This is a genomic window from Streptomyces sp. NPDC051020 (assembly GCF_040683105.1).
Classification (GTDB): domain Bacteria; phylum Actinomycetota; class Actinomycetes; order Streptomycetales; family Streptomycetaceae; genus Streptomyces.
Map to the genome: position 1 here is coordinate 14,266 of NZ_JBFBCG010000061.1, position 23,375 is coordinate 37,640.

Genomic DNA, 23,375 nt, shown 5'->3' on the forward strand with positions numbered 1-23,375 from the left:
CGCGTGGTGAGGACGTGAGAACGCCGCGGGGGCGGACGGCGAGCCGTATCGGGCTCGCCGTCCGCCCCCGCGCCCTGCCTATACGAGTGCTGCCATGCCTGGGGCGTGTTTCGAAAGTCCCGTCTGCCAGGCGGCGTCTGGCGCGCAGCTGCCGGCCCCCGCGGGAGTCGGCCGGCCAGGGTCAGAGGTCCAGGACGAGTCGGTCGCTCCGGCAGCGCCCCACACAGATCATCATGGTCCTCCCGGCGAGGCGTTCTTCGTCGCTGAGCACGGAATCCCGGTGCTCCGGTGTCCCGGCGAGGACGCGGGTCTCGCAGGCGCCGCAGTATCCCTTCTCGCAGTCGTAGGACAGGCCGCTCACGGCATCGCGCAGGACCTCGATGAGGCGGCGGTCGGGCGGTACGACGAGCGTGCCGCCGGTGCGCGCGAGCTGGACTTCGAAGGTCCGGTTCTCCGTGGCGTCGAATGTCGTTTCGAGGTCGTCGCCTGCGGTGAAGCGCTCCAGGTGCAGCCGGTCGGTGAGATTCAGGATGGTGCACTCGCGCTCGACTGCCGCCAGCATCGGTGTCGGCCCGCATGCGTACACGGCGGTGTCCGCGTTCAGCCCGCCCAGCAGCCGGGGGAGGTCCGGCAGCCCGGCCTCGTCCTGCGGGAGCAGGGTGAGCGCGTCGCCGGCGACGGCGGCGAGTTCGTCGGCGAACGCCATGGTCGAGCGGGTGCGTCCGCCGTACACGACGGTGAAGGGCGTGCCACGTGCCGCGGCCTCGCGGACCATGGCGAGGATCGGTGTGATGCCGATGCCGCCGGCGAGGAACAGGTAGGAAGGCGCCTCGGCGAGCGGGAAGTGGTTGCGCGGCCCGCGTACCGCGAACGTGACTCCGGGGCGGGCGAGTTCGTGGAGTTCGGCCGAACCGCCCCGCCCCTGGGGTTCGCGCAGGACCCCGATACGCCAGGTCGTGGCGTCGGCGGGGTCACCGCACAGCGAGTACTGACGCAGTCGGCCCGAGGGCAGACGCAGCTCGACGTGCGCCCCGGGCCGCCACGCGGGGAGTTCACCTCCGTCCGGCAGGCCGAGGTCGACGGCGACGACGCCCTCGGCCGCGGCACGCACCGCGGCCACCCGCAGCGGGGTGGGCGTGCTCAGCGCGCGGGCCGTGCCTGCCGCCGCTGCCGCCCGGGGACCGGGCGCGAAGACCGCCGGGACCGCGTCCCAGCCCGACTGGTTGCCGCGCGTGGGGTAGGGAACGAGCCCCTCCTCGATCACCCGGTAGTCGGGCAGCCGGGTCAGGACCTGCGTCATCATCGCGCGGAACATGGCCCGGGCGAGGTGGGCACCGGCGCACCGGTGCGATCCGATGCCGAAGCTGAGGTGGCGGCTGGCGTCCCGGTCGAGGCGTATCTGCGTGGGGTCGGGGAACACAGCGGGGTCATGGTTCGCGGCGACCCATGGGATCAGCACCCGGTCGCCCGCGTGCATCGGGCAGCCACCGACCTCGACCTCCCTGGTGACCGTGCGCGCCATCGACTGCGACGGGGCGAACGCGCGGAGGAATTCCTCGGTCGCGCTGTCCAGCAGATCGGGGGAGTCGATCAGCCGCCGGCGCTGCTCGGGGTGGCGGGCGAGGTGGACGAGCGTCGATCCGGTCAGGGAGGTGGTGGTGTCGACGCCGCCCGCGATGAGCAGGCCGATCACCGACACCAGTTCGTCCTCGCCGAACGCGCTGCCATCGGCGCGTCGGCCGGCAACCAGCGCGCTGACCGCGTCGGCCCGTGGTGCGGAGCGGCGCTCGGCGATCAACTCGCGGATGCGCTGGTCCATATAGGCCAGCCCCGCGGCCCCGCGCACGGCGCGCTCGCTGTCGGCCGGTGCGGCGAAGATGTCGTGGATCGGCCCGGCCAGCTTTGCCCAGTCCTCCTCGGGGAAACCCAGCCAGTCCAGGGTGACGGCAGCGGGCAGCGGGTTGGTGAGGTCGCGGACGAAGTCGCAGGAGCCCAGCTCGATGAAGTCGTCCACGACGCGGGCGGCATGACGCTCGATCATGGGAACCAGTTGGCCGACCGCCTCCGGGGTCAGCAGCGGGTTGATCAGTTCCCGGTACTCGGTCGCACGCGGCGGGTCCAGCTCGATCGGATACTGTTCGAGCCCAGGTCCTTTGGGGATGACGATGCCGACCCCCTGCCCGCCGTGGTCGCCGCGAGCTGAGGAGAACGTCGCGTCGTCGCGGGCGATACGGGCCACGTCGGCGTACCGCGTCGTGTAGTGGAAGCCGCCATGGGCAGCCGAGCGGCCTACCGGGCAGCTCTCACGGAAGCCCGCGTAGTAGGCGACCGGATCGGCGTTGGCTTTGTCGGAGTGGTGGTCGAAGTCGATGTCGGAAGCGATGTCGAAGTCGGCGGACATGGTGGGCACGCTCCACGTGCTCGAAAACTGTGCGCGGTGTTGTCCGGCCGCGCCACCGGATGTCAGCAGCCTCATCGGTGTCGGTCACCCTAAGGTGTGCCGCTGAGCCTGACAACGCCTCGTGGGAACTCCGAGAAGGTCGGCTCAGAAGGTCAGCACGGCTTTGCCGACCGAGCCGGACCGGACTGCCGCGACGGCCTCGTTGATCTGCTCGAACGGGAAGCAGGTGATCATCTTCTCGACCGGGAACCGGCCCCCGGCGTTGAGTTCGAGCAACTGCGGCAGGAACAGTCTCGGCAGGCTGGACCCGGCGACGATGCCGGTGACCGTGCGTCCGTTGAGGATGCTGCGCCAGTCGAAGCTCATCGTCTCGCTGGGGCCGACGCCGATGACACCGGCGTGACCGAGCGGCCCGAGGGCCTCCACGGCGGTGCGCAGCACGTCCTCGCGTCCAGTCGTGTCGATCACGAAGTCGAACCCCTCCGGCACCAGGTCGGCCAGTTGCCCGGCGGTCCCCTCGGCCGAGGAGTCGACGCAGTGCGTGGCTCCGAAGCCGCGGGCCGCTTCGAGCTTGGCCGTGTTCACGTCGACGGCCGCGATGACCTCGCAGCCGCTCAGCGAGGCGGCGATGACGGCGGCCACGCCGACGGCCCCGACCCCGAAGACCGCGATCGACGAGCCGGGGCGTGGCCGCAGCACATTGAGCACACCGCCCGCTCCGGTCTGGAAGCCGCAGCCGAAAGGTCCGGCCCGCAGCAGGTCCCACGACGGGTCGATCCGGACGACCGCCCGCTCCGGTGCGACGACATGGCTGGCGAACGAGGACTGACCGAGGAAGTGTGCGTTGACCTCCAGCCCCCCGTGGGTCACCGCGGTGGAGCCGTCGGGCCGGCGGCCGGAGAAGTTCACCGCGTCGAAGCTGCGGCAGTAGGCGGGCGAGCCCGTCAGGCACAGGGCGCAGGTACCGCACGAGGTGAAGGACATGGCGACGTGGTCGCCCGGACGTACGGAGGTGACCTGCGCGCCGACCCTCTCGACAATGCCCGCCCCTTCGTGCCCGAGCAGCGCGGGCGTGGGGAAGAAGCCGGCGAACTCAAGGTCCGTACCGCAGACACCGACGGCGGCGACGCGGACGAGCACCTCGTCCGGGCGGGGATCTTCCAGGTCCACTTCGGTCAGGACGAACGGCTGTCCGGGCTGCTCCAGCAGAGCGGCGGTGGCACGCACGGGGCCTCCTCAGAGCCTCACAAAGCGAGACTGCATATTGACATGCGTGACAGGGCCGGTCAATGTTCCCTTCATGGCGGCTCTAGGCTTTCCTTCCTCCCAGCACTTCATCGACGGCACGTGGGTGGCGGCCCGCGACGGCGGCACGCTGGACGTCCTCGATCCGGCCACCCGACAGGTGATCACCGAGGTCGCCCGGGCGGGCCGCGCCGATGTGGACGACGCGGTCACCGCCGCGCGCCGCGCCTTCCCCGCCTGGGCGGCGACCAGCCCGAGCGAGCGCGGGGCGCTGATCCGGCGCTGGGCCGACCTCATCATCACCGAGATCGAGGCGCTCGCGGCCGTCGAGGCACAGGACGTCGGCAAGCCCCTGTCCGGGGGGCGGACGAACATCTACATCGCCCACGGCATCATCGACTACTTCGCCGGCGCGGCCGACAAGCTCACCGGGGTCACGCTGCCGACCCGCAGTCCCGACTACCTGGGCTACACGGTTCCCGAGCCGTACGGCGTGTGCGCCATCGTCATCCCGTGGAACGTCCCCGCCGTGCTCACCGCCGCGAACGTGGCGCCGGCGCTCGCCGCGGGCAACACCGTCGTCCTCAAGCCGTCCGAGATCGCACCGCTGGCCCCGTTCGCACTCGCCGAACTCGCCTGCCGCGCCGGATTCCCGCCGGGTGTGATCAACGTCGTGGCGGGCCTCGGCCCGGAGGCGGGCGTCGCCCTCACCTCGCACCCGGGGGTCGACCACATCAGCTTCGTCGGCTCCACCGCCACCGGGCGGGCGATCATGGCGGCTGCAGCACAGAACCTCGTCCCGGTGAAGCTGGAACTCGGCGGCAAGTCGCCGAACGTGCTCTTCGCCGATGCCGACCTCGACACGGCGATCCCCGCGATCGTCACCTCCATCACCGAGAACGCGGGGCAGAACTGCTACGCCGGTTCCCGGCTGCTCGTGGAGGCGTCGGTGCACGATGAGGTGGTGGAGCGGGTCGCCGCCGCCATGGCCGCGGTCAAGACCGGGCCGTGGGAGGCCGACTTGGACATGGGGCCGTTGGTCAGTGCCGCGCAGTTCGCCCGCGTCAGCGGCTTTCTGGCGCAAGCGCCTCGCGAGGGGGCTCGGCTGGTCACCGGTGGCGGAACCGCCGACGAGGGGTGGTTCGTCCGGCCGGCCGTGTTCGACCGCGTGGAAACGCGCATGCGCGTCGCCCGCGAGGAGGTCTTCGGCCCGGTTCTCGCCGTCCAGTCGTTCCGCGACGCCGTCGAGGCGACAGAGCTGATGAACGCCACCGACTTCGGTCTCCTGGCATGCGTGTGGACCAACGACCTCTCGCGGGCGCTGCGGCTGGCGAAGGACGTCCGCTCCGGGCAGGTGGCGGTCAACCAGTTCCACGACGCCGGAGTGATCGGCTTTCCGTTCAACATGCAGAAGGACAGCGGCTTCAGCAGGGGCGGCGGGTACGCGGCGCTGCGCGAGTACACCCAGGAGAAGGGCGTGGCCATCCGGCTGCTGACCCGCTGAGACCGGACACGACGGGTGCGACGGGGGCACCGCCGGAGCTCCTCCAAGCGGTCCGGCACCCGGACCGATGACTGACCTGCCGCGCGGGCGGCGGACCGTGGCGCCGCCCGCGCGTGCCTGAGGACGACAGCGGTCTTGGTCCGGGTGAGCCGTGCGCGTGGGCGCCGGGCGGCACCGTACTGCACGGACAGCGACTCACGACCTCGCGCTGAAACGGCACTCGCTCATTGCTTGTCGGCCGGACGCGGAACCGGCATCTCACTTGTCGCCGAGCCGCCTCGCGGCCCGGCGACAGCTGTCTTTTCACCGGCCTCCACCCGTTGCCACCTGGGCTGTCGGCCTCGTGAGGAAGCGGAACGCCGACGAGGCGAAGAAGTGGTGCAGGAGCGTTGACACCCATCGGGCAGCGGCGGCAGAGTACCTCACAATACGTTCCACCGACTCGCAATGCGAGACAGGTGAAGGTGAGGAGGCTGCGCGGTGCAAGCCATGGTGCAGACCGAATTCGGCGGGTACGCGGGGGCGTTCCCGCAGGACGTCCCGGAACGCAAACGCAGACCGAGCGACCTCGTCGACGTCGCGTACCGTGGGCCGAACCGCCCGGCCCTGCCACAGGTCAAGGGTGCGGGCCCGAACCCTGGCCGCTGTCCCACGCACGTGCCGGGAACGGACTTCGGCGCATCGGAGGCGTCGGCCGGTGCTGCGGACGGCTCGGTCGTCCGAGACCCCGGGTCCCGGTCGCTCACCGCCCGCGCCGACCGCCCGCATTCACCCATCGGCGAGGGCGTGATCAACCCATGAGCGACCTGCTGATCGTGGGCGGCGACGTCGTCACGATGGACTCCGCGCGGCGCGTCCTCACCGGTGCCACGGTCGCCGTGTCGGAGAACAGCATCGCCGCGCTCGGCACGGCCGAGGAACTGCGCGCCCGCTTCCCTGGAGCGCGGGAGATCGACGCGTCGGGCTGTGTCGTCATCCCGGGCCTGATCGACGCACACCAGCACACGACCGTCGACCCCCTCGTGCGCAGCATGGTCCCGGACAGCATCGGCTCGCAGGAGTCGATCTTCGACTGGATCGTCCCGCTGCACGCCCACGCCGACGGTGACGACGACGAACTGGCCGCGACCATCACCGCCGTTGAGTGTCTGTCCCGGGGCATCACCACGGTGCTGGAGCCTGGCACGGTGGCCTACCCCGAACGCGTCGCCGCCGGTCTGGGCGCGGTGGGTGTCCGCGCACGGGTCGGCGGCTGGGGCTGGGACGCCAAGGACGTGCCGCTCGGCGCGCCCGCGCACGAGGTGCTCGCCCGGCAGGAGGACATCGTCCGGTCCCTGCCGGTCACCGGACCGGTCACCGGGTGGGTGACACTCGTCGGCCACGACCTGGCCAGCGATGAACTGTTCACCGGGGCCGCGAGCCTGGCCGAACGGCTCGACACGGGGCTGACCTGGCACATCTCGCCGGGACCCGCGGACGTCGAGGCATACGCGCTGCGGTGCGGGCGTCGTCCGGTGGTCCACTTCCGTGAGCTGGGCGTACTCGGCCCGCGTCTGCTTCTGGGGCACGCTGTGTGGCTCGACGACGCGGAGGTCGACGCGATCCTGGAGACCGGCACCTCGGTCGCCTCCTGCCCGGGGGCCTGTCTGCGGCTCGCCCAGGGGTACACCCGCGCCTCGCGCCACGCCGAACTGGTGCGCAGGGGCGGCCGGGTGGCGCTGGGCTGCGACGCGCACAACGCGGGCGATGCCCCGGACATTCTTCTGGCCGCCTACCTGTTCGCCGCGCTGGAACGCGACCGTGACCTGCCCGACCCGATCCGCGCCGAGCAGGCGTTCGCGCTCGCGACGGTCGACGGCGCCGAGGCGATCGGTCTGGGCGACCGGATCGGCTCCCTGGAAGTGGGCAAGGCGGCCGACATCGTCGTACTCGACACCACAGACCCCGCCTGGACACCCCGGGGCGATCTGGCCCGCCAGCTCGTATGGGGCCATGTGTCGCGCACCGTTCGTGATGTGCTGGTCGACGGCCGCGTGGTCGTCCGTGACCGGCGGCCGACAGGCGTTGATCCGGACGCCCTCGCAGCCGCTGCCGCCGACCGCTCCGCCGCCCTCCTGCGGCGCGCGGGTCGCACACCCCGCCCGACCTGGCTCACGGAGTCGGCCGCGGGCCGGTGAAAGGTGCCCACCGTTGAACGTCGTAGACATTCCGCCTCCCTGCAGCACACCACCTGCGCGCCGAGCGCGCCCGCGTCACCACCGATGACTCCTGCGTGGTGCGTCGCCGCGAGCGAGGAACCTCCCCTTCCCGCACAAGCGGGTCTCCCGTGCCGAGCCACACCGAGGCATCGAACCCGCTGACGCACCGCCACCCCCGCCGCCACAACCGCCCCGACGGGGCGGTGCCACCCAGTGAATGGACTCACGCACATGACTTCACACAGCATGCTCCGGCGCCGGGTGGCTGCGGTCGGCCTCGCCCTCGCGGGTGCCCTCGCGCTGTCCGCGTGCGCCGACAACGCGGCGACGGCGCCCAAGGCCACCCCTGGGGCGAGCGGCGGCAGCGGCTCCGGGCTCAAGGGGCCCGATGTCAACGGCGACGGCAAAGTCGTCATCGGTGTCCTCAGCCCTGGCGACATCAACGACCGCGGCTACTACCAGAGCTTCGTCGACTCGGCGGACGCCTTCGCCAAGGAGAAGGGCTGGACGGTCGTCAAGCGCGGCAGTGTGCCCCCGAGCGACGCGCTCACCGCGGCACGCGCGCTGTGCCAGCAGCAGGTCGACCTGGTTGCGCTCGGCGCGAGTGAACTGAAGACCGCCATCCCCGCCTCGGAGGAGCCGGTCTGCGCCAGGTCCGCCTGGTATGTGCCGATGCAGGGAAACATCGACCAGACCCCGCGCATCGTGCTGTCCACCGACGACCCCAACCAGTCCATGCTCGTCGCCGGCTACGCCGCGGGCCTGAAGATGAAGGCGGCCGGCCACACCAAGGCGGGGTTCATCACCGGCCTGAAGGCCGACTTCAGCGTCGCCGCCTCCACGGCCTTCCTGGCCGGGATCCGGGAGGTCGTGCCGAAGGCCACCCTGACCACCACCTACACCGGCGACTTCAACGACTCGGCGAAGGCCAAGGAGGCCACCCAGGCGCAGCTCAGCCAGGGTGTCAAGGTCATCTACCCCTACCTCGGCGGCGCCACCGACGCCTCCGCGAACCTCGCGAACGCGGGCGGCGCACTGACCCTCACCCCGGGCACCGACCGGTGCGACTCGAACAGCCCCAAGTTCGACATCTCGGTGTTGTTCAGCCCGGGCGACTACTTCCGCGCCGCACTGCAGGAGTTCGCCAAGGACAACCTGAAGATGGGCACGACACGCGTGTGGCAACTGGGCGTCGACCCCTACCCGACCGTCAAGATCTGCCACGGACAGGGCGACGAGGACCAGCAACTCGCGTCGTTCATCAAGAAGATCGGCAACAAGGAGATCGACCCGGCGGCCGAGGTCAAGCGCCTCGGCTGACATGCCGACACCCACGAGGAAGATCAGCGATGACACCGACGACCTCAGCGGTTCCGATCCTCGAACTGCGCGGCATCACCAAATCCTATGGATCCGTCACGGCCTGCGACGCCGTGGACCTCAGAGTCGACGCCGGCGAGATCCACGGACTCCTGGGTGAGAACGGGGCAGGCAAGTCCAGCCTCATGAAGGTCCTGCTCGGGCTGGTCCGGCGCGACACCGGCACCGTCCTGGTGCGCGGCGAGGAGGTCGCGCTGGACAGCCCGCAGGAAGCGGCCGAACTGGGCATCGGCATGGTGCACCAGCACTTCAGCCTCATCAACGGCCTGACCGTGTGGGAGAACGTGGCACTGGGCGACACCGGCAAGGTGAACAAGCAGGCCGTCTGCGACGGCATCGCCGAGGTCTCCGCGCGATACAAGCTGCCCGTCGACCCCGAGGCGCGCGTCGACGCGCTCTCGGCCGGCGAGCGGCAGCGGGTCGAGGTGGTCAAGTGCCTGCGGCGCGACCCGCAGATCCTGATTCTGGACGAGCCGACCTCGGTGCTGACCCAGGCCGAATCGCAGGAACTGTTCGCCGTGCTCGACCGCGTGGTGGCGAACGAGGGCCGCGCCGTGATCCTCATCAGCCACAAACTCGCCGAGATCGCCCAGGCCACGGACCGGGTGACGGTCCTGCGCAAGGGCCGTGTCGCCTTCCGGGCGGTCACGTCCGACACCACTCCACAACTGCTCGCCCGGCAGATGGTGGGCCGTGAGGTGTCGCTGGGCGAGGAGGGCGCGGCCCTCGGCCTGCTGCCGGTGCAGCAGACGCGCGCCGGCCACGGCGGGGCGCACGACCGGCAGCAGGCCGTGCTGCGCCTCGCCGGACTCACCGTCGTACAGGGCGGGGTCGAGGTTCTCGGCTCCGTCGACCTGACCGTGGGCGCGGGCGAGATCGTGGGCCTCTACGGCGTGGAGGGCAACGGCCAGTCGATCCTCGGCGATGTCCTTGCCGGGCTGGTCGCGCCGACCGAAGGCACCATCGACGTCGCCGGGAACCGCGTCGACGTCACCCGGCCCGGCGCGCTGTCCAAGGCCGGTCTCGGCATCGTGCCGGAGGACCGCCACCACAGCGGCGTCATCCTTGACATGAGCGTCGCCGAGAACCTGACGATGAAGTCGTTGGACGAGGTCAGCGGCCGGTTCCTGCTGCGGCGGCGCGCGACGCTCGCTCAGGCCCGCCGTCTCGCGGACGAGTTCAACATCGTCACGCCGTCGCTGGACGCGCCGGTGCGCAGCCTCTCCGGCGGCAACCAGCAGCGGGTCGTCCTCGCCCGGGAACTGTCCGGCGACACCAGGGTCCTGGTGGCCGCGCAGCCCACCCACGGGCTTGACGTCGGTGCCATCGAGGACATGTACGCCCGGCTGCGCAGAGCGGCCGACGAAGGCGTCGGAGTGCTGCTCATCTCCACCGAACTCGAGGAAGTCATGGCTCTTGCATCCTGGATCGCGGTGATCTCCTCGGGGCGGATCAGCGGAGCGCTCCCCGTCTCCGAGGCGACCCCCGAACGCCTCGGCATGCTGGTGGGCGGTGAGGCAGCATGAGAGCCGCCCCGACGATGGCGCCGGACGATCTCGGCCGACGCGTCCTCGCCCATCTGCGACCGGGCCGCGACGGCTGGCTGACCGCGAGTCTCACCATCGTGCTCGTCGCCGTCGCCCTGGGCGTGTCCACGCTCCTGCTCACCCTGACCGGTGCCTCGCCGAGTGCCTCGCTGTCCGCCATCTGGACCGGAAGTCTGGCCAACACCACCGGCTGGACGACGACGCTGCTCAACGCCGCGCCGCTGCTGCTGGTGGCGGTCGGCGCGGCCATCTGCGCCTCCGCCGGCACCTTCAACATCGGACAGGAAGGACAGGTGCTCATCGGTGGTCTGTTCGGCGCCTGGGTCGGGCTGCGGCTGGCCCTGCCCGGCCCGATGCTGGTGGTCGTGGTGATGGCCGCCGCGGCGGTCGGCGGTGGCCTCTGGGCCGCGCTCAGTGCGCTGATGTACCGCTTCCGCGGTGTCAACGTCGTGGTGAGCACCTTGCTGATGACATTCCTCGCCATCCAGCTCGTCACCTTCGCGGTCAGCACCCCGTGGCTCCAGGAGAGCGCCCAGGGCTCCTCGGGCATCGCCGACGCGCAGTCCAACCCCCTGCCGGCCGACGCCTTGCTCGGCGGCCTCGGGCACTACCCCTCGGTGCAGTTGAACGCGGGACTGTTCCTCGCGCTCGTCGCCGCGGTCGGTGTCGCGCTGGTGCTGAGCCGCAGCCGGTGGGGTTTCCGGGTACGCATGGCGGGACTGAATCCGCTGACGGCCCAGCACACCGGAGTCCGGGTGGCCGCGCTCGGCGGCTTCACCCTGGCACTGTCGGGCGCCTTCGCGGGGCTGGCGGGAGGGCTGCTGCTGGCCAGCCCTGTCAGCCCCAACCGGCTGCAGGCCGGGCTCTCGGACAACGTCGGCTGGGACGGCCTGCTCGTCGCGCTCGTCGCACGCAACCGGCCTCTGATCGCGATACCGGTGTCGTTCGGGTTCGCTGTGCTGCGGGCGGGCGGGGACTTCCTCTCGGCCACCGGGGTGCCGTACTACCTCGTCGACATCGTCAAGGCGTTGCTCGTCCTCGCGTTCGTCGCACCGCCCCTCCTCGTCGGCCTCCTCCGCGGACGGCGCGGTGCCACACCGCCGACGCCGTTCCCCCTGCCCGCTGTCCCGACCAAGATGAAGGCGGCCGTGTGAGCGTTCTGGACAACACCACGACCGTTCTGGCGAGCGGTGTCCGGCTGACCGTGCCGCTGGCGTTCGCCGCCTGCGGTGAGTACCTGGCCCAGCGCGCCGGAGCGATGAACATCTCCGTCGAGGCGATGATGCTCGGCGCCGCGTTCACCTCCATCGCCACCGCGAGTGCGACCGGCAGCGCCACCGCCGGTCTCGCGGTCGGCGTGGTGACCGGCCTCGTCATCGGCTTCGTGCACGGCAACCTCTCCCACCGTGCCCAGATCAACACCTTCGTCGTCGGCCTCGTGCTGAACGCGCTGGTACTCGGGCTCACCAGCTACCTGATCACCACTCAGCAGTTCGCCTCGCACCAGGTGGGGGTGCTGTCGATCCCGCTGCTGAAGGACATCCCGCTCATCGGTCAGGTGCTGTTCTCCGGACGCTGGCCCGCCTACCTGCTGATCCTGCTGGTGCCGCTCACCTGGTGGCTGGTGGACCGCAGCCGCTGGGGCCTGGAGCTGCGGGCGGTGGGGGAGAACCCGCAGGCCGCCGATGTCACGGGCATCAAGGTCGGTGTGCGGCGCCGGCAGGCCCTGCTGTGGTGCGGCGCACTCGCCGGTCTCGGGGGCGCCTACCTCGCGGTCGGCGAGGTCGGATCGTTCAACCAGAACATGACCGCCGGACGCGGGTACATCGTCATCGCCGCGGTGATCTTCGGGGCGTGGCGGCTCGGCCGTACCCTGCTCGGCTGCCTGGTGTTCGGCCTCTCCGACGCGATGCGCCTGGCGCTCCCCGCGCTCGGTGTCACCCTCAACGCCCAGCTCCTCGTCGCGGCCCCGTATCTGCTCGCGCTTCTCGCCATGCTGCTGTTCGCCACCCAGCACCGAGAACCCGCCGCACTCGGCCGGCCCTTCCAGCGCGGCTCGGCCTGACGGCGCGTGGACGCCGTGCGGGCGAAACGGGGAGGCCGGCTGTGAACGACACCCGCGCCACGGTCGAGGCGTACCTGGCCGCGCTGAACGCGCACGACGCCGACGCCGTGGCGGCCTGTGTGGCCGAGGACTTCGTCAACGAACACACCTCGTCGATGGGCCGGAGCCGCAAGGGCCGCGCAGAGTACCGCGCGGCCCTGACCGGGTTCCTGGAGGACTTCACGGACCTGCGCTATGTGCCCGAGCGACTCATCGTCGACGGCGAGTCGGCTGCGGTGCCGTACGTCATGACGTTCCGGATGCGCTCGGTCGGCGACCGCCCCGTGCGCGTCCGCGGGGTCTTCGTGTTCACCGTCGTGGGCGGTCTCATCACGCGCCGCACGGACTACTGGGACAGCGGCGAGGTGCGGCGCCAACTGGCGTGACACCTCTCGGGAAGACACCGGCGAGGGCAGGTGCACACACCGCGACCCCGGCCCGCAACTGCTGCGGCCGGGGTCCGAGATGTCCGTGGTCGTGTGGCGGTCACGCTCCCACGTGGGGATGGTCGTGGCCGACGCGGCCTGCTTTGCGGGCTCCGCCGGGGGAGCCCAGGGGCGGGGTGCCGAGAGTGAAGAACTCGGCGTTGACCTGCTCGAAGTGCTTGCTGTGCGCGGGCAGGTCTTCGTGGTGGAAGATGGAGATCTGCGGGCAGACCGGTTCGCAGCGCCCGCACTCGACGCATTCGTCGGGCTGGATGTAGAGCATCCGGTCGCCCTCGTAGATGCAGTCGGCTGGGCACTCTTCCATGCAGGACTTGTCCATGACGTCGACGCAGGCGTCGGTGATGACGTACGGCACGCGCTTGTCGCCCTTCACACGATCGTGCGGAACAGGATGATGGCGGCGCCGGCACCGCAGGCTCTCGGCTCGGCCCGATCGCTGACGCCACCGCCGATGACCAGCGGGTCGGCCGAGGAGCGTGCGGTCGGCTCCCGGCTCGGCCCCAGAACTGCAGATGCTCAGCCCCACAGCTCCTGGATGGTCGAGAACACCTTCTGGTTGTGCGAGAACTCGATGGTGTTGCCGTCGGGGTCGTTCACGGCGCAGATGTACCCGATGTGGGCGGCCATGTCCATCGGTTCCCACCGCAGGTTGCCCGTCTCGCGTGCCTTCGCTGCGACCTCGTCCACGTCCTCGCGGTGGGGCAACTCGATACCGATGTGCGCGAACGGCGCCAGCGTCGGCACCTTCTTGCCCGGCTCGATGCCGAAGCGCGCCCCGACCTCGGGAAAGAACTCGGCGAGGACAAGGACGAAAGCCGAGTCGACCTGGCCCTTGTTCGACAGCCAGGCGCTGCGCCCGTTGTCGTCGTCGTTCTTCGTGACCAGCACCAACGGGGTGATGCGCTCGTAGAACTCGATCGATTGGTCCAGGTCGCTGACCGGGATGGCGACATGGGTCCAGCGGGGTTCGGTCAGTTCTGCCATGGTTCTGCTCTCCTCATTCGTTCGTGTCGTTCGTGTCGTTCGGCGCGACCGCGACGCTCGGCCGTGCGGTCAGACGGTGGGCCACTTGGCCCGGTCGGGCAGGCCGGAGCGGGCCACGATGCCCTCACCGGCGGTCTGGGCGCGGCGCAGGAGGTCGTCCTCGTCGATCGTCGTGCAGCGGTAGTTGTCGACGACGCGCCGCCCGTCGACGAACACGGTGTGCACACCCCGCCCGTCGGCCGACCACACGAGCTGGTTGGCGACGTTGTGCAGTGGCCGCCACTCCGGCCGGTTGGTGTCGTGCAGCACCAGGTCGGCCTTCTTGCCCGTCTCGATCGAGCCGATCTCGTGCTCGGCCTGGAGTCCGCGGGCGCCGTTGCGGGTGGCCATCGCGAACGCGTCCTCGGCCGGGAAGATCGTGGCGTCACGCCGGGCGTCCTTGAACAGACCGGCGACGAGGTAGGTCGCGCGCATCAGGTCGTGGTAGTTCGAGGCGTTGTTGCCGTCGGTGCCGATCGCTACATTGACACCGGCTTCCACCATCTCGGGGAACTTGCCGATCTGGGTCACGCCGTACGACACCTTCAGCGCCGTGGTCGGACAGTGCGACACGCTCGTCCCGGTGCGGGCGAGCAGCGCGACCTCGTCGTCGTCGACGTGGACGGCATGGGTCAGGATCACGTTGTTGCCCAGCACGCCGAGCTTGTCGAGGTGCACCATCGGCCGTTGTCCGTACGACGCGAGGAACCCCTCGGGGTCCATCGCCGCCGGCGACATGTGGAAGCTGAACCCGGTGCCGTACTCGATCGACAGGGCTTTCGCCGCCCGCCACAGCTCGTCGCTGCAGCAGGTGTGGCCGATGATGATGGGCCATGCCTGGATACGGCCGTCGGCCACTGAGGCGTACCGGTCCATCGAGTCTTCGAGGCGCGTGATCGCCTGTGCGGTCGACATGCGCAGCACCTCTGGCGTGGGGACCAGATCCCACGCCCACGGTCCGACGCGGGCGCGAATGCCGATCTCGCTGAGGGCCTCGACGACCGGGTCGATGAACCGGATCGTGCCGGCCTCCAGGAACGCGGTGGTGCCGCTCTTGAGCATCTCCAGCGCCGCGAGCTGGGCGGAGATGTGCTCATCCTCCTCGGTGTAGTACGTGTGGATCGGTGTGAGCCACTCGAAGACGTTCTCCAGGAACGGGGTGTCGTCCGGGACGAAACCGCGCGTGAGCGGTTCGCCGGTGATGTGCACATGCGTATTGATCAGCCCCGGGGTGACGACGAACCGTTCACCGGCGATGACGGTGTCGCTGTGCCACTGGGCGGTCACGTCGGCGGTCTTGCCGACGGCCACGATCAGGTCGCCCCGGATGGCGACCGCTCCGTCGCTGATCACGCGGCGGGAGTCGTCCATGGTTACGACGTGGGTGTTGACGATCAGGGTGTCGGCGGGTGCCGTGGTGTTCGGGGAATTCACGAGATGGCCTCCGGGGTGCGGGAGCGGATGAGGCGGACGTGCTGGCGCGGCACCGGCTCGAACGAGCCGACCAGCTCGGCGCCGGCCGCTTCGGCCCACGCGCGCAGGTCCGCGACCGTGACACCGAGCCCCGCTGTCGAGGCCAGCATCGTCAGGGACAGCAGCAGTTCGTGGCGCGCGGCGGCACAGACGGCGCCGCGGTCCTCGCCACCGCTGTCGTCGTGTCGGGTGCGGGCCGGATCGGGACGCGTGTAGTCGACGACCACGACCACCCCGTCCGCACCGGCCAGTTCGACCGCGCGGGCGAGCAACCGCCGGGCACGCTCGTCCGGTTCGGCGCGCAGCACATGTGCCAGGACGACGACATCGGCGGCGGCGACCGGGAGATCGGCCTCCAGATAGTCGCCGGCGACGGTGATCACATGTTCACGCAGGCCGGCCTCTCTGGCCGCCTGCTCGGCGATCGGCAGCACGTTCGGCCGGTCGACGGCGATCACCGTGCCGCTGGGCCGGGTGCGCAGCAGTGCAGTCAGCCACGCCCCCGAGCCGCAGCCGAGGTCCACGACCGTCGGCTGCCTCGGCCACCACCCGCGGCGCTCCAGTTCGGCGGCGACAGCGCTCGCCACGCGGGCCTGGGTCGGGCCGGTGGCGCGCACGAGCGCCGGGTACAGCGCGGTCAGGTCGGCTGTCACGGCGGGCTCGGGTGCGCCGGTGCGGATGGTTTCGGCCAGGCCCGGCCAGGCTCCCGGCGGCCCGGGGGAGTACCGTACGAGTGCTGCCATGGAGGCAGGCGCGGACGACACCAGGTAGTGCTCGGCCACGGGCGTGAGCCTGAAGCGACTCCCGACGGCGGCGAGCAGGCCGAGTGCGACAAGCGTCTCGGCCAGCACGGTCACCGGGGTGTCCTCGGCCGCACCGATCGAGGCCGCCAACTGCTTGGCGTCCAGGCCCTTCCCGGAATCGGCGTGCTCCGCCAGGGCGTCGAACAGGCCGAGGTCGAGCGCGGCCGAGAGCGCCCAGTAGGACGTGAAACCATTGATCACGTCCCATACCGGAGCCGGTCCGGCCGGGGTGGCGTTCGTCGTGTTCATGGGCGCAGCACGATCTTGCCGGTGGCCTGCCGCGACTCCATCCGCTGCTGTGCCGCCGCGGCCTCGGTCAGCGGGAACTCGCTGTCGAGCGGGGTACGGAACGTCGAGGCCCAGTAGGCGTCGAGCATCGCGGCGAACTCGCGGCGGTCGTAGGGGTCCGAGCCGAGCAGTCGCAGCCCGAAGTGGTAGGCGTAGACGAGGTCGAACTCGGCCCGGTTTCCCGTGGTGTTGCCGAGGAACACCAGTCGCCCGCGCGGCGCGAGGCTGTAGATGCCGGTGTTCCACGTGGCCGGGCCGACATGATCGAGTACGAGGTCGGCGCCCCGCCCGCCGGTGAACTCGCGCACGGCCGCCACGACGTCGCCGGTCGTCGAGTTGACCACGACGTCGGCACCCAGGCCGCGTGCGTAGTCAATCTTCGCGTCCGAGCTGACCGTGGTGACCACGCGGGCACCGGCGGCCTTGGCCAACTGGATCAACGCGGTGCTGACACCGCTGCCCGCCGCGTGGATCAGCACCGTCTCGCCGAGGCGGACCTTGCCGATCTCGATGAGCGCGTGCCAGGCCGTCATCCAGATCGTCGGCACGACGGCCGCGTCGACCAGATCGACCTCGTCCGGCACGTGGTGCACATTGGCCGCCGGGACGAGAACGTACTCGGCGTAGCCGCCGGCCAGGGTGGCGCCGATGACACCCGCGCTCGGGCATCCGCCGTCCTTTCCGGCGGCGCAGCTCTCGCAACGACTGCACGGCACGGCCGGGTTCACCACGACGCGCGTGCCCTCGGCGAGCGTGGCCGCCTTGCCCGCCTGCCCGTTGCCCGCCCGCCCGTTGCCCGCCGGGCCGACCGCGGCGACGGTGCCCGCGATGTCCATGCCGCTCACGTGCGGCAGCTTGAAGCCGGGGATCAGCCCGGGCCCGCGTCGTTGCAGGACATCGAGGTGGTTGAGGCCGCAGGCCGCGACGCGTACGAGCACCTCGTCCGGCCCCGGTTCGGGCACCGGGACGTCGGCGACCTGGAGCACCTCAGGTCCGCCGTGTGTCTGATGGAGTACAACCTTCATGGGAGAGACCTCCGCTGGCTGTGTGACTTCTGTTGCCGGCCAGCTCGTTGCACGCCTGGCCGGCATGCAACGGTCTCCGCGGAGCGCCGAAAACGCTCCCCCTGACCGATTTGTTGCCCATCGACCAAGTGGGCCGGAACGCTATGGCGCCGGTCGGGGGTTGTCAATGCTCCTCACCAAGTCGCCGTGAATCCCGGCGAGCCCGGTACCGGCGTCCGTTCAGGCCAGCGCACCTCCGACACCTCGTCCAACGCTGTCCGGACAGGAGCCCTCGCATGCCTTCAGTCCACACCTGCGTATTGCTTGACATGATGCCATCTCGCATTGAAAGATGCCTGTCATGCAGGTAGTGACGATGCAGGCCGGCCTGGGCCGGATCGAGGACGGGGCTGCCGCCCTGCTGGACACTGCATTTCCGCACGTCAGAGCGGTCCTTCAGCAGGAGGGCTCGCTGCGCTGTCTGGCCTCCTGCCCGGTGCGTCGGCGCATCCCGCTCGAAGAGGTCACCCCCACGGCACTGTTGGGCCGCCCCCGCGCGGTGTGGGGCGTCGGACTCAACTACGTGTCCAAGGCCGCCCGGACCGGCCGGGGGCTGCCCGAACAACCGATCCTGTACCTGGCCGCCTCGTCAGGCGTGTCGGCACCCGGCGCTCAGGTGGTGATCCCGCGGGCCGCGACCGAACCCGACTACGAGGGGGAGATCGCGGTCGTCGTGGGACGCCGGCTGTACCAGGCGAGCGAGTCGGAGGTATGGCCGGCGGTCGCCGGAATCACCGCTGCCAACGACATGACGGCCCGTGATGTCATGCGCACTACAGGCATCCCTGTCCTCGCCAAGAGCTACCCGGGGTTCACACCGCTCGGCCCCTCGCTGCGCACTACCGACGATCTCGCGGACCGCGACGCCATCGGTGTACGGACCCGGATCAACGGCGAGCTTCTGCAGGACGACACGAGCGCCGGGATGATCTTCCCGATCCCCGATCTGCTCAGCAGACTGTCGTGGTTCGCTGCGCTCGAACCCGGCGATGTCGTCCTCACCGGAACCCCGGCCGGCACCGGCCAGGACCGCGCGTGCTTCCTCGCCGACGGCGACGAGGTACGAGTCGAGGTGGACGGCGTGCTGCCCCTCCTCACCCGCATCGTGCGTCCCTCGGACGCGTCACCGCGCGACCACCGGCCGACCGAACAGGTCGGCTGACCGCCCCTCACCCTGGAGCAGACACCGATGTCCCACTCCTCTGCGCCGTCCTACGACCTCGTCCTGACCGGCGGCACCGTCATAGACCCGGCATCGGCCACGAACGCCCGGCTCGACGTGGCGGTCACCGGTGACCGTATCGCCGCGATCGGCGAGGGTCTGGCGGCCGACGCGGCCCGCGCCATCGACGTCACCGGCTCCACCGTGCTACCGGGCCTCGTCGAGGGCCACACCCACATCTTCCAGCACGTCTCCGCCGTCGGCGCCCCCGCCGAGGAAGCCCATCTGCGCCGCGGCGTGGTCGCGGCGGCGGATGCCGGCACAGCCGGCGCCTCGACCTTCGCGGCCTTTCGCAAGCTGGTGGTCGAACCCAACCCGCTGCGCATCGTCAACTTCCTCAACGTCTCCGTGCTCGGCCTGATCGACTTCAGATTCGGTGAGCTGCTGAACCCCGACACCCTGGTCCCCGAGGACGCGCTCGCGACCGCCGAGGCCCACCCCGACATCGTGCGCGGGTTCAAGATCCGTCTCTCCGAGGACGTCGTCGGCGAGAACTGGGAGTCTCTGCTGAAGAAGTCCGTGGCGCTGGCCGAACAGGCCGGTCTGCCGCTGATGCTGCACATCGGCGAGACCGCGGAGCCGCTGCCCGTCGTACTGGACCACCTGCGCCCCGGCGACATCGTGGCGCACTGCTACACCGGCAAGCCGCACGGAATCCTCGACGGTGACCATGTGCAGCCCGCCGTCACCGCCGCCCGTGAGCGCGGCGTGCTGTTCGACTCCGCCCACGGCAGGAGCAACCTCAGCTTCGAGGTGGCGCGCCGGGCGATCGCCGACGGATTCCTGCCCGATGTGCTCAGCTCCGACACCAGTGCGCGCAACTGGCGCGGCCCGGTGTTCGACCTGCTCACCAGCATCTCCAAGCTGGTCGCGCTCGGCGCGCCGCTGGAGGAGTGCGTCCGGCGGGCCACCGTCGAGCCCGCGCGACTGCTCGGGCTCGACACCGAGGGCTACGGGCGCCTGGAGGTCGGCGGGCGGGCCGATGTCACCGTCGTCACCGAGACCGACGAGGTCACCCTGCCCGACGCCGCAGGCAACACGATTCTCGCGCCGCGCCTGGAGCCGACCGTGGTGCTGCACGGTGGCGCCGAGGTCGACATCGTGCCGTGGCGAGGTCTGCGGTCGGCCTGACCGACCGGCACGCCCAGGGGAGGTTCTCATGACCACCGGTTCCGCCCATCCGTTGCGGCGCCGACTGCGAGCGGCCCTCACGGCGGGGAAACCCGCCGTCGGCACCTTCGTCAAGCTGGCGTCGCTCGACGTGGTGGAACTGGCCGCGACGGCCGGGTTCGCGTTCATCGTCGTCGACCTCGAACACTCCACCCTCAGCGAGCGGAACGCCGTCGACCTGGTGCGCCACGCGGACGCCTGCGCACTGGCGGCCCTGGTCCGGGTGCCCGAGGTGGACGCCGCCGCCGTCAACCGGCTCCTGGAGGCCGGGGCGGCCGGGATCCAGTTGTCCATGCTCACCCGCGTCACCCAGGCGCAGGCACTCGTGGCGGCCACTCGGTTCGCTCCGGCCGGCCGCCGCTCCGTGAGCCTTGCCAACCGGGCCGCCCGGTTCGGCGCGGCCCCGCTGGGCGGGTTTCTCCGCGCCGAGCAGGACGACCCGCCGGTGCTCGTGGGGCAGATCGAGACCGCGCGGACCGACCCTCTGCCGGAGCTGGTCGCCGCTCTCGACGTGTGTTTCGTCGGCAGCACCGACCTCGCGGTCGACCTGGGTCTGCCGACGGACCCGGCGGTGCTGCGCGCCGCGGTGAACCGGGTGAACGGCGCCGCCCGTTCCGCGGGGGTGGCGTTCGGAGGCTGGGCGCCGACCCGGGCCGCCGCGGCAGACCTGGGCCTCGATGACGCCGGCTACCTCGTGGTCGGTTCGGACCTGCAGATGCTGGCGGCCGGCCTACGGGCGACCGCCGGAGAGGAAGCTCGATGAGCACACGCAACGCAGCGCTGGTCAACACCGTCGTCAACTGGGACGAACTGCCGGTGACCCAGGTGCGGCCCGGGGTACGTCGCCGCGTCTACGCGACGGACGAAGTGATGATCTGTCACCACGAGCTGCAGGTCGGTATGGAACTCAACCCGCACCGGCACGAGGACTTCGACCAACTGGTCCATATCGCCGAGGGGCGCGCGAACTACTACGTGGACGGTGTCGCGCACGACATGCGGGCCGGCTCGTTCCTGCTCGTTCCCCGAGGCAGCGAGCACTACGTGGAGCCGACCGAGGCCCCTTGCGTGAACATCGACTTCTTCGTCCCACCGCGGGCCGACCTGCTGCCCTGAGCGCCGGACGACCCGTCACGGACCATGGCGGAAGGCCCACCGCGGACCGCGGTGGGCCTTCCGCCGTCGTAGGACGGTCAGCTGCTGTCAGGGGTGCCCAGCCGCTGCGACAACGCGCGGGCGGTCTCCAGCAGTGCCTGGGCCATCGGCGACGTGACATCGTCGGGCACGGTTGCTGTGGTGCCGACGATCGCGAGCGTCCCGCTGATCTTGTCCCCCTCGAAGATCGGCGCCGCGACGGTGCGGACTCCGTTGACCGTGGGGGAGTTGACCGACAGCCCGTGTTGCCGGATGGCCTCCAGCTCCTCGGTGAGTTCGGCCGAGTTGCGGACGGAACGCGGCAGGGTCGGCACCTGCTCCGGGGGCAGCAGCGCGAGGAAGACGCGCCCCTGTGCCGAGGACGTGAGGTTCAGGCGCGAACCTACCCGGACACTGATGCGCACCATGTGGTCGGTGTTGTCCACCGAGCGCACCACGGTCGCCGACTCGCCGTCCCAGACCGACAGCACGATCGTCTCGTCGATACGCCGGACCAGATCCTCCATGTACGGCTCGGCGGCGGCCACGATCGGCAGACCGGCCCGCGCCGCCGAGGCGAGCGTGAGCACCTGGGGACCGAGGGAGTACAGCGAGGTGCGCTCGTCGTACCGGAGCAGATTCGCCGCCCGCAGCGCCTTCGTGTAGCGGTGCGCGGTCGCCTTGCTCGCCCCGAGACGCGCGGTGATCTCGTTGAGGCTCATGTGCGGCTTGCCGACCGTGAACGATCCGAGGATCAGGGCCGCACGCTGCACCGTCTGGATCGTCGGGGCGGTCCTGTCCGGGCCGCCCTGTTCGCCGGTGCCGCGCTGTGCCTTTGTGGGCATGAACGTATCGCTCCCAATCGCACTTGGCCTGCCATAAGACACTGAATGAAACGCCGTATTGAATAGAGTAGTGGTAGTTGGAAGTGTAACGGCGGGGGCGGAGGCACGAGAGCCCCTGCGCGGTGTGCCCTGCCCGGGGGGTGGTCCAGTGCGCGGACTCACGCGTCGGAGGAGTGCCCGGGCGTGATCGAACGAGCCGGGTCCAGCAGGGCGGCGATGTGGTTGACGGCGAGAGCCGCCTCGCCGAAACCGATCGAGATGAGGGTGACCTTGCCGTCGTGGTCGGCGATGTCACCGGCCGCGTACACCCGCTCCCGGCTCGACCGCATGGTGCGGTCGACGAGGATGCGCCGACGGCGCAGTTCCAGTCCCCACCGCTCGATCGGGCCGAGGTCGGCGATGAAGCCGAGCGCGGCCACCACGGTCTGGGCGGGCAGAGTGATCCGGTCGCCGTCGGAGGTGGCGACCACGACCTCCGACACCGCGCCGTCGCCGTGGATCTTCTCGACCTCGTAGGGAGTGAGGACCCGCACCGAGGAGGCGTGAACCTGCTCGACAGTACGTTCATGGGCCCGGAACCGGGCACGCCGGTGCACCAGCGTCACCGACGAGGCGATGGGTTCCAGGGACAGCGCCCAGTCGAGGGCGGAGTCACCGCCGCCGACCACCACGACGTCCTGTCCCCCGAGTTCGTCCAGACGCGGTACGAAGTACCGCAGCCCCCGGTCCAGGTACTCGGAGCCCACCGGGAGTTCGCGGGGGATGAAGTTGCCGATCCCGCCGCACACGAGCACCGCACCCGCGGTGATCCGCGTGCCGGTGTCGGTGGCGGCGACGATGCCCTCGGCGGTGTCGTCCAGTTCGGTGACCCCGTGTCCGAGCAGATAGGTGGGGTTCCACCGGTCGGCCTGTTCGGCCAGCCGGTCCACCAACTCCTGGCCGCGGACGGCGGGGAAGCCGGCCACGTCATAGATGAGCTTCTCGGGGTAGAGCGCGGCGATCTGTCCGCCCACCTCGGGCAGCGCGTCGGCGACCGCCACGCTCATGCCGCGGAAACCGGCGTAGTACGCGCCGTACAGCCCGGTCGGACCGGCGCCCACGATGAGCAGGTCGACGGACACCTCGGCAGCGGCGTCCGTGGCCGCGTGGCCGCTCACGCCGCCACCTCGGGGTGGTCGTGGCCGACGCGGCCTGTTCCGCGGGCTCTGCCGGGGGAGCCGAGGGGCGGGGTGCCGAGAGTGAAGAACTCGGCGTTGACCTGCTCGAAGTGCTTGCTGTGCGCGGGCAGGTCCTCGTGGTGGCAGATGGAGATCTGCGGGCAGACGGGTTCGCGCCGGCACTCGACGCGTTCGTCGGGCTGGATGCAGAGCATCCGGTCGCCCTCGTAGATGCAGTCGGCTGAGCACTCTTCCATGCAGGACTTGTCCATGACGTCGACGCAGGCGTCGGTGATGACGTACGGCACGCGCTTGTCACCCTTCACACGGTCGTGCAGAATGCGAGACGGTGTATCTCAATGTGAAATTGG

General features: G+C 70.6%; 22 protein-coding genes. 12 read left to right on the forward strand and 10 right to left on the reverse strand.

Annotation, left to right across the window (positions count from 1 at the left end):
- Positions 1-181 precede the first annotated feature (181 nt).
- Both AB0N06_RS27735 and AB0N06_RS27740 read right to left on the reverse strand, forming a co-directional pair.
- Entirely contained in the window at positions 182-2,401 is a 2,220-nt protein-coding gene (locus AB0N06_RS27735; RefSeq protein ID WP_366137410.1) for a cytochrome P450, read from the reverse strand.
- Between the two features lie 144 nt (positions 2,402-2,545).
- The gene (locus tag AB0N06_RS27740; RefSeq protein ID WP_366137411.1) at positions 2,546-3,628 is read right to left on the reverse strand and encodes an NAD(P)-dependent alcohol dehydrogenase; all 1,083 of its coding nucleotides are present in this window, start codon (positions 3,626-3,628) and stop codon (positions 2,546-2,548) included.
- A gap of 73 nt (positions 3,629-3,701) precedes the next feature.
- On the opposite strand from AB0N06_RS27740, the gene AB0N06_RS27745 reads away from it, so the two are divergent.
- The 8 genes from AB0N06_RS27745 to AB0N06_RS27780 all read left to right on the forward strand — a co-directional run bounded on the left by AB0N06_RS27745 (position 3,702) and on the right by AB0N06_RS27780 (position 12,765).
- Positions 3,702-5,150 (forward strand): aldehyde dehydrogenase family protein, encoded by a 1,449-nt coding sequence (locus AB0N06_RS27745; RefSeq protein WP_366137412.1) that lies wholly within the window; start codon positions 3,702-3,704, stop codon positions 5,148-5,150.
- 489 nt (positions 5,151-5,639) lie between these two features.
- The gene (locus tag AB0N06_RS27750; protein WP_366137413.1) at positions 5,640-5,951 is read left to right on the forward strand and encodes a hypothetical protein; all 312 of its coding nucleotides are present in this window, start codon (positions 5,640-5,642) and stop codon (positions 5,949-5,951) included.
- Entirely contained in the window at positions 5,948-7,327 is a 1,380-nt protein-coding gene (locus AB0N06_RS27755) for an amidohydrolase family protein (protein ID WP_366137414.1), read from the forward strand. Before AB0N06_RS27750 ends, AB0N06_RS27755 begins: the two co-directional genes overlap by 4 nt.
- 252 nt (positions 7,328-7,579) lie before the next feature.
- Entirely contained in the window at positions 7,580-8,668 is a 1,089-nt protein-coding gene (locus tag AB0N06_RS27760) for a BMP family ABC transporter substrate-binding protein (protein ID WP_366137415.1), read from the forward strand.
- Positions 8,669-8,697: 29 nt separating this feature from the next.
- Positions 8,698-10,254 carry an ABC transporter ATP-binding protein gene (locus AB0N06_RS27765; RefSeq protein WP_366137416.1) on the forward strand — a complete coding sequence of 519 codons (1,557 nt, stop codon included), beginning with the start codon at positions 8,698-8,700 and terminating at the stop codon, positions 10,252-10,254.
- Complete coding sequence (locus AB0N06_RS27770; protein WP_366137417.1) at positions 10,251-11,429, forward strand: ABC transporter permease; 1,179 nt, start codon at positions 10,251-10,253, stop codon at positions 11,427-11,429. Before AB0N06_RS27765 ends, AB0N06_RS27770 begins: the two co-directional genes overlap by 4 nt.
- On the forward strand, positions 11,426-12,340 hold the full coding sequence (locus AB0N06_RS27775; RefSeq protein ID WP_366137418.1) for an ABC transporter permease: 915 nt from the start codon (positions 11,426-11,428) through the stop codon (positions 12,338-12,340). Before AB0N06_RS27770 ends, AB0N06_RS27775 begins: the two co-directional genes overlap by 4 nt.
- Before the next feature lie 41 nt (positions 12,341-12,381).
- The gene (locus tag AB0N06_RS27780) at positions 12,382-12,765 is read left to right on the forward strand and encodes a nuclear transport factor 2 family protein (protein WP_366137419.1); all 384 of its coding nucleotides are present in this window, start codon (positions 12,382-12,384) and stop codon (positions 12,763-12,765) included.
- A 100-nt stretch (positions 12,766-12,865) separates the two neighbouring features.
- Here the strand turns inward: AB0N06_RS27780 and fdxA are convergent, their stop codons facing one another.
- The 5 genes from fdxA to AB0N06_RS27805 all read right to left on the reverse strand — a co-directional run bounded on the left by fdxA (position 12,866) and on the right by AB0N06_RS27805 (position 17,437).
- Positions 12,866-13,180 (reverse strand): ferredoxin, encoded by a 315-nt coding sequence (gene fdxA, locus AB0N06_RS27785; RefSeq protein WP_366137434.1) that lies wholly within the window; start codon positions 13,178-13,180, stop codon positions 12,866-12,868.
- A 161-nt stretch (positions 13,181-13,341) separates the two neighbouring features.
- Complete coding sequence (locus tag AB0N06_RS27790; RefSeq protein WP_366137420.1) at positions 13,342-13,809, reverse strand: VOC family protein; 468 nt, start codon at positions 13,807-13,809, stop codon at positions 13,342-13,344.
- 69 nt (positions 13,810-13,878) lie between these two features.
- Positions 13,879-15,282 (reverse strand): amidohydrolase family protein, encoded by a 1,404-nt coding sequence (locus AB0N06_RS27795; RefSeq protein ID WP_366137421.1) that lies wholly within the window; start codon positions 15,280-15,282, stop codon positions 13,879-13,881.
- Positions 15,279-16,373, reverse strand: coding sequence for a class I SAM-dependent methyltransferase (locus AB0N06_RS27800; RefSeq protein ID WP_366137422.1), 1,095 nt, complete (start codon positions 16,371-16,373; stop codon positions 15,279-15,281). Before AB0N06_RS27800 ends, AB0N06_RS27795 begins: the two co-directional genes overlap by 4 nt.
- Positions 16,370-17,437: a zinc-binding dehydrogenase gene (locus AB0N06_RS27805; protein WP_366137423.1), complete on the reverse strand. Its 1,068-nt coding sequence runs from the start codon at positions 17,435-17,437 to the stop codon at positions 16,370-16,372. Before AB0N06_RS27805 ends, AB0N06_RS27800 begins: the two co-directional genes overlap by 4 nt.
- 340 nt (positions 17,438-17,777) lie before the next feature.
- Between AB0N06_RS27805 and AB0N06_RS27810 the strand changes: the two genes are divergently transcribed.
- Genes AB0N06_RS27810 through AB0N06_RS27825 form a run of 4 tightly spaced genes read left to right on the forward strand, consistent with a single transcriptional unit; the run spans position 17,778 to position 20,984 of the window.
- Positions 17,778-18,638, forward strand: coding sequence for a fumarylacetoacetate hydrolase family protein (locus AB0N06_RS27810; RefSeq protein WP_366137424.1), 861 nt, complete (start codon positions 17,778-17,780; stop codon positions 18,636-18,638).
- Between the two features lie 27 nt (positions 18,639-18,665).
- A complete protein-coding gene (locus AB0N06_RS27815) occupies positions 18,666-19,829 on the forward strand; it encodes an amidohydrolase family protein (protein WP_266991813.1) in 1,164 nt (387 codons plus the stop codon).
- Positions 19,830-19,857: 28 nt separating this feature from the next.
- Positions 19,858-20,631, forward strand: coding sequence for an aldolase/citrate lyase family protein (locus AB0N06_RS27820; RefSeq protein WP_366137425.1), 774 nt, complete (start codon positions 19,858-19,860; stop codon positions 20,629-20,631).
- Complete coding sequence (locus AB0N06_RS27825) at positions 20,628-20,984, forward strand: cupin domain-containing protein (RefSeq protein ID WP_366137426.1); 357 nt, start codon at positions 20,628-20,630, stop codon at positions 20,982-20,984. The genes AB0N06_RS27820 and AB0N06_RS27825 overlap by 4 nt, the downstream gene beginning before the upstream one ends.
- 77 nt (positions 20,985-21,061) lie before the next feature.
- On the opposite strand, the gene AB0N06_RS27830 is transcribed toward AB0N06_RS27825, so the two are convergent.
- The 3 genes from AB0N06_RS27830 to AB0N06_RS27840 all read right to left on the reverse strand — a co-directional run bounded on the left by AB0N06_RS27830 (position 21,062) and on the right by AB0N06_RS27840 (position 23,312).
- Entirely contained in the window at positions 21,062-21,847 is a 786-nt protein-coding gene (locus AB0N06_RS27830) for an IclR family transcriptional regulator (protein ID WP_358861634.1), read from the reverse strand.
- A gap of 158 nt (positions 21,848-22,005) precedes the next feature.
- The gene (locus tag AB0N06_RS27835; RefSeq protein WP_366137427.1) at positions 22,006-23,004 is read right to left on the reverse strand and encodes an NAD(P)/FAD-dependent oxidoreductase; all 999 of its coding nucleotides are present in this window, start codon (positions 23,002-23,004) and stop codon (positions 22,006-22,008) included.
- The gene (locus tag AB0N06_RS27840; protein WP_366137435.1) at positions 23,001-23,312 is read right to left on the reverse strand and encodes a ferredoxin; all 312 of its coding nucleotides are present in this window, start codon (positions 23,310-23,312) and stop codon (positions 23,001-23,003) included. Before AB0N06_RS27840 ends, AB0N06_RS27835 begins: the two co-directional genes overlap by 4 nt.
- Positions 23,313-23,375: the final 63 nt, after the last annotated feature.